We start from the raw sequence: 17,225 nt of genomic DNA on the forward strand, positions 1-17,225 counted from the left end.
CACCATCTTTTCCCTGTTCTTTTAATTGATTAAAAATATTTTTCTGTACCAAATCAGGATTCTTGATTTGAAATTTTAAAAGCTGTTGAAACCATAGGCATTTCTTTTTAGTGCTTGGATATTGGCACTTAACTATTCAAGCAGACCCTTTAAATAGTTACAGCGTAAGGCGTTCTTGGTGTGTGCATAAACATGTTAACGTATCTTATCGTCTTGGTATAGCTTTCAGGAAGTTATATTGTCCAGACATTCGTGAAACATTCATTACACACAGTAATCTCCCATTTCTTTTCCGCATAAAGAATGCCTTGTTACAATTACACTATTATGATAAGTTTAATGTAGTGTATTTGTAACGTAAGTGAGGGGATTAGATGCAAGCTAAGTTGAAAGAGTTGTTGCGTATTCGCGATGGAAATTTATCTATGAAGGAAGCTAGAAAATTAGGAATTTCAGCAACTACTGTACAAAGATTGGTGAATCAAGGAATGTTGATGAAAGTTGATCGTGGGTATTATGTAGAGACTGGTCATGGAATCGATGATTTATTTTGTCTTCAGCAACGATTTTCCAGAGGAATATTTTCTCATGAAACGACATTAGATATATATCAACTTTCTACAAACATGCCGAACTTCATTCATTTGACTTTTCCACATGGCTATAATGTGGATCGTTCAATTACAAAAGAGCAACAGTTACAATTTCATTTTGTGAAGAAGGAAGTATACGAGCTAGGGAAAGTAGAGGGAACTTCCTTTCAAGGAAATCCTATTACTATATACGATAAGGAACGTACCCTTTGTGATATTTGGAATCCGAGATATGAAATTGAATACGAAATGAAATTAGAAGCTTTAAAAGAGTACATGAGAGATCCTATGAGAGACCCAAGTAAATTAAGAGATTATATGACAAAACTACATGTAGAAAAAGAAATGAAATATCATATGCAGAGTTTGTATTGATGGAGAGAAAATATGACCCCTACACAATTTACAGCAAAAACAAGAAATCTTGCAAAAAGTATAGGATTAAATGCACAGTTAGTTCAAAGGCATTTTATGATGGATCGCTTAGTTGAACAAATCTCTGAATCGAAGTATAAAAATGACTTTATTTTAAAAGGTGGCTTTCTATTGGGTTCAAAATATGGAATCGATAGAAGAACAACAATTGATATTGATACGACATTTAGAAATAGCAAATTAACTAAAGAAAAATTGAAGAACATCTTTAATGAGCTAACTAGTAAACCTACGAAAGAGGGGATTGTTTTCTCTATTCAAGAGATTAAAGAAACAAGGGAAATTGATTTTTATCCTGGGTTTCAAATTAAATTGATAGCTCATTTAGAAAAAATACGTGTCCCATTTAAATTGGATGTAACAACAGGAGATTCTATTTATCCTGAAGTAGATATACATTATCATCAATTGATGTTTGAAGATAAAAACTGGAGATTCCAGCTTATCCAACAGAACAGATTATTGCAGAAAAGCTGAGTGCTACATTTAGCTTTGGGACAGATAATTCGAGATTGAAAGATTACTACGACCTATTTGCCATCCCAAAACTAGAAAATATTGATATGAAAGAGCTATATAAAAGTGTCCGAAATACATTTACAAAACGTGGAGACAATAAACTGTTATCTTTTTATTATGAAAGGGAAATGGAAAAGATCAAAGAGAGCGATTATTTGGAAAAACTATGGGACAAATATCGCTCGGTAAATTCTTTTGCGAATTCTATTTCATTTGCAGATACAGTTAACGGAGTTGCTTATTTAATGCAAAATGTAATCAAAATTGAAAATCAAGAAAGAAAACAATAGTTTACAAGAATTGAACAAATCAAGATGGCAAACGATATTAATTGTGTGATTTAGCGTAAATCAGCGGAACCAATGAGCTTGGTACAGAGGTGTTTGGCCTTGAGAAACAAAGTAAAATAGACTGAAAATCAAATAAAAAAAGCTGAGACTTGGTTCTCGGCTTTTTTCATTTCTTTCCTTGAAACATTAAAATAAATATTCTTTTTTCGTTTATATTATTCATTTTAAGAGCATAAAAACGAATTAAATTAAATAAATATACAAAAAATAGTTTTTTTTTGAAATTTTCATGCTATAATGACAGAACAAAATGAATAAGGGGCGAGACAATGAAAAAGATTTCAGGAATTATTTTATTTTTAGTTACAACATTCGCATTAGGAGCTTGTGGCAATGGGGATGCAGCAGAATCAAATGATCAATTAGCAGCGATCAAGGAAAGTGGTGTATTGAAAGTAGCAACGTCTGCTGATTATGCGCCGTTTGAATTTCATACGATTGTCGATGGGAAAGATCAAATCGTCGGATCAGACATTGATTTAGCAAATGCCATTGCAGATGAACTTGGTGTGAAACTGGAGCTTTCAGATATGAGTTTCAATACAGTGCTAGCCTCTTTAAAAGAAGGGAAAGCCGATGTAGCGATTTCAGCTATTTCAGCGACGGAAGAACGGAAGGAACAATTTGACTTCACCGATAATTACTATAATCCGCCACAAGTTCTCGTGATCAATAAAAAAGATGAAGACACGTTAACAAGCATTGATCGCTTGGCAGGTAAAAGCTTAGGGGCGCAAAAAGGCTCGATCCAAGAAGCAGTGATCAATGAACAAATCAAAGAAGCGAAAGTAGTCATGATCGATAAAGTGCCAAATATGGTGGTCGAGATCAATCAAGGTTCACTGGATGGCATGGTCGTTGAACAAACGATTGCCGAAGCTTATATCGCTCAAAATCCCAACTTGATGATTGCAGATATCCCTTTGGAACAATCAGATGATGAAGCTTTTGCTATTGCCTTACCAAAAGGTAGTACAGAATTACAAGAAGAGTTGAATAAAATCATCAAAAAATTAAGTGATGAGGGAAAAATCGATGAATTCATCAAAAAAAATCATGAACTAGCTGAACAAACAGCGACAGAATAGAGGGACGCAGTGTGAATTTTTCGTTTTTAGATAAGTACTTACCTTATTTTCTATCAGGCGCGGTCGTTACGATCGTCATTTCGATCTTGACTGTCACCTTTGGTACAATGATCGGCTTAGCTATGGCATTGATGAAGCGCTCAAAAATCAAGCCTTTGAATTGGTTAGCTAATAGTTATATCGAATTATTAAGAGGAACACCGATGTTATTGCAGATCATGATCGGATTCATCTTATTGCAGCGTTTTTTTCCAGCGGTGGATTGGTCCGTGGGTATTTTAACGATCGACTTAGGGCGTTTGATACCAGGAATCATCGTATTATCACTGAACTCTGGGGCGTATGTTGCTGAAATCATCCGTGGGGGAATCGCGGCTGTTGATATGGGACAAACAGAAGCTTCGTATTCACTAGGCTTACGTCCTGTACAGGCGATGCGTTATGTCATTTTCCCGCAAGCGTTGAGAAATATTCTGCCACCATTAGGAAATGAATTTGTAACGTTGATCAAAGATTCTTCCTTACTGACAGTGATCGGTATCAATGAATTGATGGGATCTGCTCAAATCGTTATCTCAAACTCCTATATCCCATTGGAACCTTATTTTATTGCCGCAGGGTTATACTTCGTCATGACCTTTGTAACATCGCGGTTGTTGAGTAGTTGGGAGAAAAAACTCGGTAAAGGGTATCAACGTTAGGAGAGAATGTCGTATGGAAAAATCAATAGTAACGATCAAACAGCTAAGTAAATCATTTGCAGAAACAGAAGTATTGAAAGGAATTAGTACGACCATTTCCGCCGGGGAGGTCGTAGTGATCATCGGCCCTTCAGGTTCAGGGAAAAGTACGTTTCTTCGTTGTTTGAATCTACTTGAATCTCCCACGGCTGGTAAGGTGGAGTTTGAGGGAACGGATATCACACACAAGCAACACGATATTTTTAAAACAAGAGAAAAAATGGGCATGGTTTTTCAACAGTTCAATCTATTTCCCAATATGACAGTATTAGAAAATATCACCTTATCACCAATCAAAGTGAAAAAAATGCCTAAGAAAGCAGCCGAGGCGATCGCTTTGGAATTATTGGCAAAAGTTGGCTTGTCAGATAAAGCCACCGCTTATCCTTACTCTTTATCAGGTGGACAGCAGCAACGGATAGCGATTGCCCGAGCGTTGGCAATGCAACCAGACGTCATGTTGTTCGATGAGCCTACTTCGGCACTTGATCCAGAAATGGTGGGTGAAGTACTCTCGGTTATGTTGCAATTGGCACAAGAAGGGATGACGATGGTCATTGTGACTCATGAAATCGGCTTTGCGAAAGAAGTGGGTGATCGAATCATCTTTATGGATCAAGGACAGATCGTGGAAGAGGGGACACCTAGTGAGGTGCTGGAGCGGACGAGCCAGCCTCGGACTATCGATTTTTTGGCCAAAGTATTGTAGTAAAAAATAAGATATAAGAAATGGCGCTCTTTTCCAACATTACCTATGGATAGTGATTTCAGTTCTTTAGGTTTTTCTAAAATTGTAGGAATGATGTTCCAAAAGCAACTCTTTCAGTAATAAGCAACCAACTCAAGAAATAGAAGAATCTATTTTATGAGCTGGTTGCTTATTTTTTGGAGCTGGTTCCTTCTGTTATTACCCCCATTAAAAGGTTTAATGTATAGAGGTAGTTTTTTTTTAGATTTTACAGTATAATATGGGGTTGAGGAGTACATATCGTGCTCCTTCATTTTTTGCAGATGAGGAGACAACATGTTTTCAAATTATAAACCTACATGGATGGTAGAAGCCGTCTATAAAATTACCCCTGCACAACTGAAAAAACTAGGGATCAAAGCCGTCTTGACGGACCTTGATAATACACTGATTGCTTGGAATAATCCAGATGGAACGGAAGAATTGTTCACTTGGATTTTAGAAATGAGAAATGCGGGCATACCAGTAGTCGTTGTTTCTAACAACAACTCAGAACGCGTAGCTCGTGCAGTTAAAAAATTTGAGCTACTTTATGTTGCAAGAGCGTTGAAGCCTTTGCCAGTGGGAATCAATAAAGCCAAAAAAATGTTGGATCTGGCAGATGAAGAAATCATCATGATTGGTGATCAGATCATGACCGATATTCGTGGCGCGAATAGTGCCGGTATCCGTAGTGTCTTAGTTAAACCAATCATTGAAACTGATAGTTGGAAGACGAAATTCAATCGGTTCTGGGAACGTAAGATCATGAGTTATTTAGTAAAGAAACATCCAGATATGGATTGGCGAGGTGGCATTGAATGAACGAAGAATTGCAATGTATCGGTTGTGGCGTGATGATCCAAACTGAACATCCTGATGAATTAGGCTATACACCAAAAGCAGCACTCGAAAAAGGGTTAGCAACAGGGGATGTTTATTGTCAGCGTTGTTTCCGTTTGAGACATTATAATGAGATCCAAGATGTATCATTGACCGATGATGATTTCTTGAGATTACTAAATGAATTAGGTCAAAAAGACGCATTGATCGTCAATGTGGTGGATATTTTCGATTTCAATGGCTCACTGATTCCTGGGTTACATCGTTTTGTCGGCAATAATCCAGTTCTTTTGGTTGGGAACAAAGTCGATATTTTACCTAAATCATTAAAAAAATCAAAAATGATCCAATGGATGAATGAGCGTGCCCATGAAGCAGGGCTAAGACCTGTCGAGGTGTTGTTGACAAGCGCAAAAAAAGCACCTGAAATGACAACACTTCTAGAGAAAATCGAAAAATATCGTGAGGGTCGAGATGTGTATATCGTTGGTGTGACGAATGTCGGGAAATCGACATTGATCAATCAGATCATCAAAAATACGGCAGGCGTCCAAGAAGTGATCACGACTTCGCAGTTCCCAGGAACAACGTTAGACAAAATCGAGATCCCATTGGATGATGGCCAATTTTTGATCGATACACCAGGAATTATCCATCGCCATCAAATGGCGCACTATTTAGGCAAAAAAGACTTACGTATCATCGCACCGACGAAGGAAATCAAGCCTAAGGTGTATCAGCTGAATGAAGGTCAAACGCTTTTCCTTGGAGGATTAGCTCGATTCGACTTTATCAGTGGCAAACGAGGTTCATTTATTGCTTATGTATCAAATGATGTCAATTTACATCGGACAAAATTAGAAAAAGCCGATGCTTTTTATGAAAAACATGTAGGCGGCTTATTGCAACCACCACGTCCGAATGAAGTCAGTGAATTCCCTGAACTTGTTCGCTTTGAGTTTTCTGTAAAAGAAAAGACAGATATCGTCTTTGCAGGACTAGGCTGGATCACGGTAACGGAACCAGCAGTCATCGCAGGCTGGGCGCCAAAAGGGGTACATGTGTTAAGAAGAAAAGCACTGATTTAAGAAAGAAGGAAAAACATGAGTTTAAGAGGAAAGCAAAAACGATTTTTACGTAGTCAGGCACACCATCTTCAACCGATCTTCCAAATCGGTAAAGGTGGGATCAATGAAGCAATGATCGTCCAAATCGAAGAAGCACTTGAAAAAAGAGAATTGATCAAAGTATCATTGTTGCAAAATACAGATGAGATCGCAGAAGATGTGGCACAAGTATTAGAACAAGCCATCGCATGTGAAGTGGTTCAGATCATCGGGCGCGTGCTTGTTTTATACAAAGCATCATCTAAAGAGAAATACCAACGGATATCTAAAGAAGTACATGCAATCTAAGGAGTGACGAAGATGAAATCGCAAGCGAAATCCTTTGTTCGACCTCAAGTATTTCCAAAGGAAATGCCCCATCTTTATGAGAAAAGAAAACAGGTGGGGATCTTGGGCGGAACTTTCAATCCTGTGCATCTAGCCCATCTAGTGATGGCAGAACAAGCAGGACAGAATTTAGGACTAGACCATGTCTGTTTAATGCCTTCCTATCAACCACCTCATGTGGATGAAAAGCCAACTATACCGGCAGAACATCGCTTAAACATGCTGGAACTTGCGATCGAAGACAATCCTTTTCTAACGATTGAAACGATTGAAATCGAACGAGGTGGCAAAAGCTATACGTATGACACGATGAAGGCTTTGACTCAAAATAATCCTGATACGGACTACTATTTTATCATCGGCGGTGATATGGTCGAATATTTACCAAAGTGGTACAAAATCGACGAGTTATTGACAATGGTCCACTTTGTCGGCATCCATCGACGTGGGTATCAAGTGGAAACCCCGTATCCTGTGATCTGGGTCGATGTCCCTGAAATTGATCTAAGTTCGACAAAGATTCGCCAAAAAATTCAACAAGGTTGTTCCGTCCGTTATTTGGTCCCAGATAAAGTCTTGGATTATATTCAGAAAGAAGGATTGTATCAACATGAATTATAGTACAGATTATACGGCCTATACTCGAGAAATCTTGATGCAAAAAGTCCAAATGAGAATGAGTGAACAACGCTTCAAACATGTCTTGGGTGTAGAACAAACAGCTGTTGCACTTGCTGAAAGGTATGGTTGCTCGCCAGAAAAAGCGAGTATCGCCGCATTGACACATGATTATGCGAAAGAACGACCAGACGATGAGTTTATCTTATTCATCGAACGTGAGCAACTTGACCCAGAGTTATTAGCTTATGGAAATGCAATTTGGCACGGATTAGTCGGTGCATCATTTGTTGAACGAGAATTAGGCATCACTGATGAGGAGATCTTACAAGCAATCCGTCTCCATACGACAGGAGCTGCTGAGATGTCCTTACTCGATAAAGTCATCTATGTGGCTGACTATATCGAACCAGGACGTTCTTTTCCAGGTGTCAAAGAAGCCCGTGAGATTGCCATGATCGATTTAGATGAAGCAGTTGCATTCGAAACCAAACATACCTTAGCACATTTGATTGCGCAAGAAAGCAAAATTTATCCAAAAACAATTGAAACATATAATCATTGGGTGGCAAAATAGCTGACCCATTAGGAGGAAATCATCATCAATAGTAAAGAACAATTAAAAATCGCTGTCCAAGCAGCAGATTCAAAACGTGCAGAAGATATTTTAGCTTTAGACGTCCGTAAAGTGTCGCTATTAGCTGACTACTTTATGATCTGTTCAGCAAACAGTGAACGTCAGATCAATGCCATCGTGGAAGAAATCATTGAAAAAGAAGAAGAAAGCAAATACGAAGTAAAACGCGTAGAAGGAAAAGAAGGCGGCAAATGGATTCTGATCGATCTAGGTGATTTGATCATCCATGTATTCCATGCCCCAGAACGTGGGTTTTATAATTTAGAGAAGTTATGGTCAGATGCGCCACTTGTCGATTTGACTGAATGGTTGGATTAACATGGCCTACGAAACATTTGCCTTTATTTACGATGAAGTCATGGATGACGGGCTTTATGAACAATGGCTCGCATTTTCTAAACGCCATTTGCCTGAAACAACTAAAAACATCCTTGAACTAGCTTGTGGTACAGGCGCATTAGCTGTGGCTTTTGCCAAAGACGGCTACAATGTAACTGGTTTGGATCTATCAGAAGAAATGCTGATGATCGCCAGTCAACGTGCCTATGAAGAAGAAGCAACGGTACAATTTGTTGAAGGGAATATGTTAGATCTATCAGAGAGTGGGCAATATCAAGCCATCACTTGTTTCTCAGATTCTTTGTGCTATATGCAAAACGATCAAGAAGTACAACAAGTATTCGATGAAGTCTATCAGGCATTGGAAGAAAATGGCCGTTTCTTGTTTGATGTCCATTCCGTTTATCAAATCGATCAAGTATTTCCGGAGTATAGTTATCATTACCAAGGAGACGATTTTGCCTTTCTTTGGGATAGTTATACGGGGAAAGAAAAACATAGCATTGAACATTATTTGACATTCTTTGTCGAATCACAAGAAAAAGACGGTACGTTCACACGTGAAGATGAATTACATCAAGAACGTACGTATCCACTAGAAAACTACTTGCGGATGTTAGAGAATAGCGGATTTGCTAAAGTAGAAGTATTCGCTGATTTTACAGACGAAACACCTAACGAAGAATCCAGACGTTGGTTTTTTGTCGCCCAGAAAGAAGAAGGCGAAATCGACGAACTGTAGCAAACAATAAAAAGGAGAGACGGCTGGATCACAAAGCTTAGTCTCTTCTTTTTTACTAGGCGAAAGGAGAAAAGCGAATGAAAGTATGTGGCATCATTGTTGAATATAATCCCTTTCACAATGGTCATCTTTATCATGTCCAGCAAGCACGGGAACGAACCGGTGCCGACGTAGTGATTGCGGTGATGAGTGGCAATTTTTTGCAGCGAGGTGAACCGGCGATTTTAGATAAGTGGCAACGTGCAGAAGTAGCCTTGCAAAACGGAGTGGATCTCGTAGTTGAATTACCAATCGAGTGGGCAGTACAATCTGCTGATTATTTTGCTAAAGGAGCAGTTCAACTGTTGCAAAAATTAAACTGTGACTATTTATGTTTTGGAACAGAAGATGAAGCGACCTTCGATTATCAAGCATTTGGTCAATTTGTTTTGCACCATCAGGATCAAATCACCAAAGTATTTCAAGAGTTTCCCGATCAGACAATGAGTTATCCGCAAAAGATGACACAGGTATTCAAGCACGTCTACCCAGAAATCTCACTTGATTTTTCCTCGCCTAATCATATTCTAGGGCTGAGCTATGCAAAAGAAAATGCTACCTATGAACATCCAATGGAACTAGTTCCGATCAACCGTAAAGGGGCTGGTTATCATGATGAAGAATTACCAAAAGAAACAATTGCCAGCGCCACAGCGATCCGCAAAGCATTAACGGAAAATCGATCGATTTCTGCAACAGTTCCCTCAGAGACAGAGAGATTTTTAAAGACAGAAAGTTTGCAAACTTGGACATCTTATTGGCCTTTGTTAAAATATCGTCTTCTTTCTTCTACCGTCGACTCTTTGCAAAAAATCTACCAGATGACGGAAGGACTAGAGATCAGGATGTTGGAAGCGGCCAAGACAGCTAATACATTTTACGAGTTTGTCGAACAAGTCAAAACAAAACGCTATACGTGGACGAGGATCCAGCGCTTGTCTTGCTATGTGTTATTGAATATCCAAAAAGAAGAGATGAGAGAGCAACAATTGCAAGAATACATCCATGTGTTGGGCTTTACTGCAGCAGGTAGAGCGTGTCTCAAAAATAAAAAAGCCTTAGCCCTTTTTGCAAGAATCGGCAAAAAAGAAGCGCAAATAGCAAAACTACTCGTTCGCAGTGATCAAATCTATCGCTTAGGTGGCGAAGTAGCAGAACAAGTATTTGGGCGAAAACCAGTCTTTATCGAAACGATCGAAGAGAAAAAAAGCTTCACATAAACCTGATTCACAAGTATAATGAAACAGGACGTTTTGTGTGTTCCCGCACGAATCAAAAAGAATCTATCCTATATCAAATCAGAAAGCGAAGTGAAACTATGGGACGTAAATGGGCCAATATCGTAGCTAAAAAAACAGCTAAAGATGCAAACAACAGCCGAGTTTATGCGAAGTTCGGAATTGAAATCTATGCAGCAGCAAAATCAGGTGATCCTGACCCACACGCTAACCAAAAACTACGTTTCGTCATTGAGCGCGCTAAAACTTACAATGTACCAAAACATATCATCGACCGAGCAATTGAAAAAGCAAAAGGTTCTGGGGATGAAACATACTCTGAATTGCGCTATGAAGGATTTGGACCAAATGGCTCAATGGTGATCGTAGACACATTGACCAACAATGTAAACCGCACAGCCGCTGATGTACGTGCAGCATTCGGTAAAAACGGCGGAAATATGGGTGTCTCTGGGGCAGTATCTTATATGTTCGACAATACCGCGATTTTTGGTTTTGCCGGTGAAGATGCAGATGAGATCTTAGAATACTTGATGGAAAAGGACATCGATGTACGTGATGTCATGGAAGAAGATGGCCAAATCATCGTTTACGGAGAAGTGCCAGATTTCCACAGTATTCAAGAAGCACTAAAAGAAAAAGGCATCACTGACTTTTCAATTGCGGAGATCCAAATGATCCCTCAAAATGAAGTGACATTGACTGGCGAAGACTTGGAACAATTCGAAAAAATGATCGATGTATTAGAAGATCTAGAAGATGTCCAACATGTCTTCCATAATGTTGCCTTAGAAGATTAATCGAATAAAGCGGATAAAAGAGGTCGGAACAGAAGTGTTTAACCTCGAGAAATAAGGCGCCAGCCACGAAAATTGTTTTTCAAATTTTTGTGGCTGGCGCCTTATTTGTGAAGAGATACTTCTGTTCCCGCCGTTTGTTCAGTTTTAAGTGTTACGAGAGGATGAATGTCCAGATACTTTTTTATTTTCCTAAAAAACAAATAGCTGTTATCCTGTTTAAAAAGCCAATGTCATGTTTTGCTTTCGTACTTTTATTTATACGATATTTTCGGATAAGAGAAAATATCGGTGAGGCTAAAAAAGAAGTATAGTCATACGATATGAAAGAAAGAGAATAAATACAGAGTAGTTAAATTAAAAATCCTGTGTTATTTGTTACAGTTTTTTTGTGATTTATTATCATTTCTATTTCAACCTGTGTTATTATTAAAGTATCGTGAGTAAACGAATAGTAATTTGATGTAGGCGGGGAAAGAATAATGGAAGCAAAAATAAATCTAGAGCCTTTCGAACGTATTCTAAGCGGTTACCAAAAAGTAGAAGAGTTGGCAGTCAATATCACCGATTGCTCAAAGCTTGCACAAAAATATGCACCTTATGGGGTAGAAGGCTATCGTTTAGGAAACTATATAGGCACAGGCTATTTGAATCGTTATCTAGAATGTATGGTTGATCGCGCGCCCATGCTGATCTATAAAAAAAAATATTTGATTCCATTGCTTTTTCGACGTTCTGACTCAGCATTTCAGTTGTTTGAAGAAGATTATCGGATGGAAGCTTTCTTTTTATTATTGGACTGGAGTCTGAAGCATCAACCAGAAAAGATATTGATTGAAACAAGTCAAAAAGTAGATACGAGAAAAGAAAAAGTCATTGATACAGCTTATTTGGCTTTTCGTGTATCAGAAATATTGGACAGTGGCGGTTACCCGATCAGTAATTTCCAAACAGTCGAGCAATTCATGGATTGGAATCGTATTTATCGTCTGATCGATAATGGAGGGATTGGTCGCCATAGTAAAGTGTTTGACCCAGAATATCCTGAAAATATCGAAGAATTGCGAATGATCGTCTCGCTTGTTCGTTTGAAATACCCAAACACAGACTTGATGTTGTGACTGATAGATGAATAAAAAGAGGCAGGAATAGAAGTGTTTAGCCTCGAGAAATAAGGCGCCAGCCACGAAAATTGTTTTTTCAATTTTTGTGGCTGGCGCCTTATTTTTTGAAGAGGTTACTTCTGTTCTCGCCGTATATTCAGTTTAAAGTGGTGGGAGAGGACCGATTCCCCTGATGCTTTTATTTTTAATAAACGAATCAATCTAAAGTGAGAGAATCATGATTTTCAGTAGCCAATGTTTGTAGAAAAGAAGCGTCTTTCGCTGATGTAAAGAGGATCAATTCATGCATGGCACGCGTACACATCGTATATAAGATTTGTTTGTCATGACCGGAATTAAAATGTGCATCATCGACATTCCATAAAAAGACTCGGTCAAATTCTAATCCTTTTGCTAGATAAGCAGGAAGAAGAATAATCGAACGTTTCATAAAATCAGACTCGTCCGCAATCAATTGGACTTGATCTTTTAGCGAACTAGGTAGTTGTTCATAGAGTGCTTCACATTCAGCGATCGTTTTACCAATGATCGCAGTACGCCAATATTTTGCTTGCTCTTTCGTGTCAATGATCGTTTGTTCCAACCAATTGATTTTGCTTGCAGATGAATCACTTTGGACGATCAACGGTAGGCGACCTTCACGAGCCGTTGTTTCTACAAGATTGTCGTGAGCTAAGAAATGATTGGCAAAATCAGTGATCTGTTTCGTGGAGCGATAGCTCGTCGTCAATTGGAACTGCGTCACTTCTTTCTCTGGGAAAAGCGACTCTAAGGAACCCGTGATCGTCTCATTCCCAAAGACATTTTGGTTCAGATCCCCACAAAATGTTAGATTGGCAGTTGGATAGATTGATTGCAGCAATGCGACCTGCGAAGGAGCAAAATCTTGCATTTCATCAATGAAAATATACCTTGCCTTTTGTGTGACTGATACAGGATGGATTCGACGCATCAATAGGAAGTACAAGACGGCGTCTTCCTGTGGCAATTCTCTTTTCCGTAAGTTCATTTTGACTTCTTGAAGATGTTCGTTCCAAGCAGTTTCGCTGATTCCATGTGCGGTTAACATATTCTTAGGAATCGTTTGTAAAAAGTGAAGAAACTGTTTTGGTAAGTTGACGAATTGATAATGCAAAATTCCTCGATGGACTTTGCGGAATCTTTTTTTCACGATTTGATTCGTGAGTTTTTTACGCAGTGATTTTTCTTTTTGTTCGGTGTATTCTAAATTTGGATCGGTTGCATATAGTTCTTGAAGTTGTTCTTCAGCAAGCTCTTTGACCCACTTCTGACGGGTTTCATCCTTTTGCAGACCGCCTAATTTTTTCAATAACTTTGTCTGTAATAAAGATAGACGTTGATGCAATGGAAGTAGTTCATTGGTTTCTTGGTACCATTTTCGGATCGCTTCTTTGGATAGGATCGTTCGACCATTGATTTTCATCTCACGGAACAATGGCCCAAAATCAGTGATCGTCTGGATGTAAGTCTCCAGGTGATCAACGAAAGTCAATCCGGATTTCAACGTTTTTATCGGGTCATCAGCACCAGAAAGGAAACCGACTTCTTGTTGTTCTTCTTCCGTCAACTCAAATTCAGGAACCAATTGCTGTAAATAATTTTTGAATGTTTGTGTCGGAACACCACTTTCACCAAGTGACGGTAAAACAGTGGAGATGTAATCAGAAAACAGATGGTTCGGTGAGAACAATAAGACGTTTTCAGCATCTAGCCATTTCCGATTGTGATAAAGGATGAATGCGATGCGTTGGAGCAATGCTGAAGTCTTACCACTTCCAGCAATTCCCTCGATCAACATCACTTTACTATTGGTGTCACGGATGATGGCATTTTGTGCTTTTTGGATCGTTGAGACGATGTTTTTCATATGAGCACTTGATGCGTCATCCAAGATTTCTAATAGAAAATCATCATTGATGACTTCAGATGTATCGACCATCGAGACGATTTTTCCTTCAACGATTTTGAACTGTCGTTTTAATAGAAGTTCGACGTCGATTTTTTCGACATCTGTTTCATAAAAAGCGGGGCCGATTTCTCCTTCGTAATACAAATTAGCGATCGGTGCACGCCAGTCGATCACGATGGTTTCTTCTTCTGTATCTCTCAATGAGGCGATTCCTAGATAGAGGGTTTCTTTTTCCGCTTCTTCTTTGAAATCGATGCGAGCAAAGTAAGGACTTTCTTTCATTACTTCTAATGTTTGTAGACGTTTTTGCTGAGATTCTAATGTATGGTATTTTAAAAGCAATTCTTGTTCATGTTGGCGGTATTCGACCACTGACTCATAAAAAGACTCGTTGGAGCCGCTACGTATTTTGTGATTAGCTGTTTCTTTTGTGGAGTCATTCATTTTTTCAGTCAAGTCGCTTAATTTGCGATTCAATAGGCGTTGTTCAAGTTGGATCATTTGTGTGGTTTCTTCCACATGCTGTTGTTCTAATTGTCTTTCATTCATTGCATCGTTTACTCCTTCCGCCGTAAATAACGAATTAAAAGTATAGCACAGTTTGACTAAAAAAGGTACACAAGTGAGTTAACTAAAAATAAACGTAAAACTACATGAGAGTGATAGTTGTTTTCATTTAGGGGTTTTTAGTTTAAATGGCTTTAGAGAACAGGTATTCTAAAAGTGGAGAAAGGAGCTGAACGAAATGACACACTATAAAAAATTTGTGATAACACTACTGATCGGTGTAGTAGCTTTGATCAGTGAGTTTATGTTCGATCGTCCACGCCTTGCGTTTATGATCATTGCTGTCACGGGTGGTACACTTGCCTTCTTGATGTTTATCGAAATGATCAAAACGCTACGTTCAGGAAAATATGGGGTCGATATCTTAGCGATTACGGCTATTGTTGCGACGTTGCTCGTCAATGAATATTGGGCGAGTTTAATGATTTTGATCATGTTGACAGGTGGCGAAAGTTTGGAAGACTATGCGCAAAAAAAAGCAGGTCAGGAATTGCAATCCCTATTAGATAATACGCCAAGAACTGCCCATAAATTGCAAGGAGATCAACAACTTGATGTTGCGGTAGACACACTTGAGATCGGCGATCATCTGGTTATCAAACCAGGAGAAATCGTTCCGGCTGACGGACGAGTGATCATGGGGGAATCCACATTTGACGAAGCATCATTGACTGGAGAAGCAAAACCGATGAGCAAGAAAGTCGGTGATGAATTGATGTCCGGTTCGGTCAATGGAGATTCATCTGTCCACATGGTCGTTGAGAAACGGGCAGAAGACAGCCAATATCAATTAATTATCAAACTAGTAGAGGAATCGAAAGAAAAACCCGCACGTTTTGTTCGTCTGGCAGATCGTTATGCTGTTCCCTTTACTTTGATCGCTTACTTGATCGGCGGAATCGCTTGGTGGGCCAGTGGTGATCCTGTCCGCTTTGCGCAAGTTTTAGTTGTAGCATCGCCATGTCCATTGATTTTGGCTGCACCTGTTGCTCTAGTAGCGGGAATGAGTCGTTCAAGTAAAAGTGGGATCGTTGTCAAGACTGGTACCGCTGTGGAAAAATTAGCAGAGACTAAAACGATTGCCTTTGATAAGACAGGAACGATCACCAAAGGGATACTTGAAGTAACTGGCGTTGCTCCAGTTCAAGAGTTTTCAGAAGCGGAATTATTACGTGTGGCGGCGAGTGCGGAGCAAGGTTCAGCCCATATCTTAGCCCGGTCCTTAGTTCAAGCAGTTCCCCAATTGTTACCAGTCACTGATTTGAAAGAAATCTCAGGGCAAGGGATTACAGCTATGGTTGATGGTATGCAGGTTAAAGTAGGGAATGCACGCTTTATTGATGTTCCAGAAGCTAAAACAGATACGACTGCGATCTATGTGGCGATTGATGGAAAATACGCCGGAACGATCTACTTTTCAGATACGATCCGTCCAGAAGCAAGTAAAACGATTGCTCGCTTGAAAGCCCAAGGCATCACCGATTTACTGATGGTCACTGGGGACGGACGTACTGTGGCAGAAGCAATTGCCGAGGAAGTTGGCTTGATCGAAGTTCATGCACGTTGTTTACCACAAGATAAATTAACGATTTTAACTAGTATCCCAAAAGAAAAGCGACCTGTCACGATGGTAGGAGATGGTGTCAATGATGCTCCTGCCTTGACTGTCGCGGATGTAGGTATCGCCATGGGCGCACATGGCTCAACAGCTGCAAGTGAAAGCGCAGATGTCGTCATTTTAAAGGATGATTTAGAACGAGTGGCAGAAGCAGTGATGATTTCTCGAGAAACAATGAAAGTAGCGAAACAATCTGTTTTGATCGGTATCTTTGTTTGTGTCTTTTTGATGATTGTTGCCAGTACAGGAGTTATTCCAGCATTGTTTGGCGCGATGCTTCAAGAAGTGGTTGATACAGTTTCCATTTTAAGTGCGTTACGTGCAAAAAAATCAGCGAAACAAAAACAACATGCCATGATCACACAAAATTAAAGGCAAAATGATAAAAGAGACTTTTCAGCAAAATCTTTTTGCGTTATGATGCAAAGAGAGAAGCAACACTTGATCAATAAAAGAATGAATCATGAAAGGAAGTTGAGAATATGCCATTCGTACACGTAGAATTAGTCGAAGGACGTAGCCCAGAACAATTAGAGAACATGATGAAAGATATCACCGAGGCTGTCCATAAAAATACGCAAGCACCAAAAGAACACATTCATGTGATTATCAACGAAATGAAAAAAGGCACTTATGGTGTCAATGGTGAATGGAAAAAATAAGTGGATTCGAGGCTTGATTTTTTGAAATAATAGTGGTTAAATAAACACATAGATGATTGATGAGAAAGACAACTGAATTTGAGAGTCTTCGATAAGAGAGGAAAAGCTAGGCTGAAACTTTTCCAGAAGAAAACCAAAGGATGACCACTTTCGAAACCTTTGTTG

The 17,225-nt window shown here is 39.2% G+C and carries 17 protein-coding genes and 1 pseudogene; 17 read left to right on the forward strand and 1 reads right to left on the reverse strand.

All coding sequences use genetic code 11. From position 1 onward, the window contains the following. The first annotated feature begins 374 nt into the window (after window positions 1–374). From IGI79_RS04715 to IGI79_RS04785, 15 genes and pseudogenes are all read left to right on the forward strand, one after another. Window positions 375–968: a type IV toxin-antitoxin system AbiEi family antitoxin domain-containing protein gene (locus tag IGI79_RS04715; protein WP_066025696.1), complete on the forward strand. Its 594-nt coding sequence runs from the start codon at window positions 375–377 to the stop codon at window positions 966–968. A 12-nt stretch (window positions 969–980) separates the two neighbouring features. Next, a pseudogene (locus tag IGI79_RS04720) lies at window positions 981–1,837 on the forward strand (nucleotidyl transferase AbiEii/AbiGii toxin family protein). A gap of 329 nt (window positions 1,838–2,166) precedes the next feature. After that, complete coding sequence (locus IGI79_RS04725; RefSeq protein ID WP_438845730.1) at window positions 2,167–2,985, forward strand: transporter substrate-binding domain-containing protein; 819 nt, start codon at window positions 2,167–2,169, stop codon at window positions 2,983–2,985. An 11-nt stretch (window positions 2,986–2,996) separates the two neighbouring features. Next, window positions 2,997–3,686 (forward strand): amino acid ABC transporter permease, encoded by a 690-nt coding sequence (locus IGI79_RS04730; RefSeq protein WP_438845731.1) that lies wholly within the window; start codon window positions 2,997–2,999, stop codon window positions 3,684–3,686. A gap of 13 nt (window positions 3,687–3,699) precedes the next feature. Beyond that, window positions 3,700–4,434, forward strand: a complete 735-nt coding sequence (locus IGI79_RS04735) for an amino acid ABC transporter ATP-binding protein (RefSeq protein ID WP_438845732.1) — start codon at window positions 3,700–3,702, stop codon at window positions 4,432–4,434. Between the two features lie 315 nt (window positions 4,435–4,749). Continuing rightward, entirely contained in the window at window positions 4,750–5,277 is a 528-nt protein-coding gene (locus IGI79_RS04740; protein WP_010735865.1) for a YqeG family HAD IIIA-type phosphatase, read from the forward strand. Then, the gene (gene yqeH, locus IGI79_RS04745; protein WP_019724121.1) at window positions 5,274–6,383 is read left to right on the forward strand and encodes a ribosome biogenesis GTPase YqeH; all 1,110 of its coding nucleotides are present in this window, start codon (window positions 5,274–5,276) and stop codon (window positions 6,381–6,383) included. The genes IGI79_RS04740 and yqeH overlap by 4 nt, the downstream gene beginning before the upstream one ends. A 15-nt stretch (window positions 6,384–6,398) precedes the next feature. Further along, window positions 6,399–6,710, forward strand: coding sequence for a ribosome assembly RNA-binding protein YhbY (gene yhbY, locus IGI79_RS04750; RefSeq protein WP_019724120.1), 312 nt, complete (start codon window positions 6,399–6,401; stop codon window positions 6,708–6,710). 12 nt (window positions 6,711–6,722) lie between these two features. Next, window positions 6,723–7,370, forward strand: a complete 648-nt coding sequence (locus IGI79_RS04755) for a nicotinate-nucleotide adenylyltransferase (protein ID WP_019724119.1) — start codon at window positions 6,723–6,725, stop codon at window positions 7,368–7,370. After that, the gene (yqeK, locus tag IGI79_RS04760) at window positions 7,360–7,944 is read left to right on the forward strand and encodes a bis(5'-nucleosyl)-tetraphosphatase (symmetrical) YqeK (protein ID WP_023519420.1); all 585 of its coding nucleotides are present in this window, start codon (window positions 7,360–7,362) and stop codon (window positions 7,942–7,944) included. The genes IGI79_RS04755 and yqeK overlap by 11 nt, the downstream gene beginning before the upstream one ends. 18 nt (window positions 7,945–7,962) lie before the next feature. Beyond that, window positions 7,963–8,322: a ribosome silencing factor gene (rsfS, locus tag IGI79_RS04765; protein ID WP_438846064.1), complete on the forward strand. Its 360-nt coding sequence runs from the start codon at window positions 7,963–7,965 to the stop codon at window positions 8,320–8,322. Window position 8,323: 1 nt separating this feature from the next. Next, complete coding sequence (locus IGI79_RS04770) at window positions 8,324–9,085, forward strand: class I SAM-dependent DNA methyltransferase (RefSeq protein WP_066025699.1); 762 nt, start codon at window positions 8,324–8,326, stop codon at window positions 9,083–9,085. A gap of 77 nt (window positions 9,086–9,162) precedes the next feature. Then, window positions 9,163–10,344, forward strand: a complete 1,182-nt coding sequence (locus tag IGI79_RS04775) for a nucleotidyltransferase (RefSeq protein ID WP_438845733.1) — start codon at window positions 9,163–9,165, stop codon at window positions 10,342–10,344. Between the two features lie 98 nt (window positions 10,345–10,442). Next, window positions 10,443–11,162, forward strand: a complete 720-nt coding sequence (locus IGI79_RS04780) for a YebC/PmpR family DNA-binding transcriptional regulator (RefSeq protein WP_029594248.1) — start codon at window positions 10,443–10,445, stop codon at window positions 11,160–11,162. 479 nt (window positions 11,163–11,641) lie between these two features. Beyond that, complete coding sequence (locus tag IGI79_RS04785) at window positions 11,642–12,280, forward strand: hypothetical protein (protein WP_104871363.1); 639 nt, start codon at window positions 11,642–11,644, stop codon at window positions 12,278–12,280. A 199-nt stretch (window positions 12,281–12,479) separates the two neighbouring features. Here the strand turns inward: IGI79_RS04785 and helD are convergent, their stop codons facing one another. Beyond that, window positions 12,480–14,762 carry an RNA polymerase recycling motor HelD gene (gene helD, locus IGI79_RS04790; protein ID WP_438845734.1) on the reverse strand — a complete coding sequence of 761 codons (2,283 nt, stop codon included), beginning with the start codon at window positions 14,760–14,762 and terminating at the stop codon, window positions 12,480–12,482. Window positions 14,763–14,958: 196 nt separating this feature from the next. On the opposite strand from helD, the gene IGI79_RS04795 reads away from it, so the two are divergent. Both IGI79_RS04795 and IGI79_RS04800 read left to right on the forward strand, forming a co-directional pair. Beyond that, entirely contained in the window at window positions 14,959–16,770 is a 1,812-nt protein-coding gene (locus tag IGI79_RS04795; RefSeq protein WP_438845735.1) for a heavy metal translocating P-type ATPase, read from the forward strand. Between the two features lie 110 nt (window positions 16,771–16,880). Next, window positions 16,881–17,060 (forward strand): 2-hydroxymuconate tautomerase, encoded by a 180-nt coding sequence (locus IGI79_RS04800; protein ID WP_002287649.1) that lies wholly within the window; start codon window positions 16,881–16,883, stop codon window positions 17,058–17,060. The last annotated feature ends 165 nt before the right edge of the window (window positions 17,061–17,225 follow it).

Origin of the sequence: Enterococcus sp. AZ084 (assembly GCF_051714905.1) — a bacterium.
Lineage (GTDB): Bacteria > Bacillota > Bacilli > Lactobacillales > Enterococcaceae > Enterococcus_B > Enterococcus_B pernyi.

Excerpts from the sequence above, each read along its gene's own strand:
- IGI79_RS04715 (WP_066025696.1), top strand. The coding sequence starts at position 375 with ATGCAAGCTAAGTTGAAAGAGTTGTTGCGTATTCGCGATGGAAATTTA.
- IGI79_RS04725 (WP_438845730.1), top strand. The coding sequence starts at position 2,167 with ATGAAAAAGATTTCAGGAATTATTTTATTTTTAGTTACAACATTCGCA.
- IGI79_RS04735 (WP_438845732.1), top strand. The coding sequence starts at position 3,700 with ATGGAAAAATCAATAGTAACGATCAAACAGCTAAGTAAATCATTTGCA.
- IGI79_RS04740 (WP_010735865.1), top strand. The coding sequence starts at position 4,750 with ATGTTTTCAAATTATAAACCTACATGGATGGTAGAAGCCGTCTATAAA.
- yqeH (WP_019724121.1), top strand. The coding sequence starts at position 5,274 with ATGAACGAAGAATTGCAATGTATCGGTTGTGGCGTGATGATCCAAACT.
- yhbY (WP_019724120.1), top strand. The coding sequence starts at position 6,399 with ATGAGTTTAAGAGGAAAGCAAAAACGATTTTTACGTAGTCAGGCACAC.
- IGI79_RS04755 (WP_019724119.1), top strand. The coding sequence starts at position 6,723 with ATGAAATCGCAAGCGAAATCCTTTGTTCGACCTCAAGTATTTCCAAAG.
- yqeK (WP_023519420.1), top strand. The coding sequence starts at position 7,360 with ATGAATTATAGTACAGATTATACGGCCTATACTCGAGAAATCTTGATG.
- IGI79_RS04770 (WP_066025699.1), top strand. The coding sequence starts at position 8,324 with ATGGCCTACGAAACATTTGCCTTTATTTACGATGAAGTCATGGATGAC.
- IGI79_RS04775 (WP_438845733.1), top strand. The coding sequence starts at position 9,163 with ATGAAAGTATGTGGCATCATTGTTGAATATAATCCCTTTCACAATGGT.
- IGI79_RS04780 (WP_029594248.1), top strand. The coding sequence starts at position 10,443 with ATGGGACGTAAATGGGCCAATATCGTAGCTAAAAAAACAGCTAAAGAT.
- IGI79_RS04785 (WP_104871363.1), top strand. The coding sequence starts at position 11,642 with ATGGAAGCAAAAATAAATCTAGAGCCTTTCGAACGTATTCTAAGCGGT.
- helD (WP_438845734.1), bottom strand. The coding sequence starts at position 14,762 with ATGAATGAAAGACAATTAGAACAACAGCATGTGGAAGAAACCACACAA.
- IGI79_RS04795 (WP_438845735.1), top strand. The coding sequence starts at position 14,959 with ATGACACACTATAAAAAATTTGTGATAACACTACTGATCGGTGTAGTA.
- IGI79_RS04800 (WP_002287649.1), top strand. The coding sequence starts at position 16,881 with ATGCCATTCGTACACGTAGAATTAGTCGAAGGACGTAGCCCAGAACAA.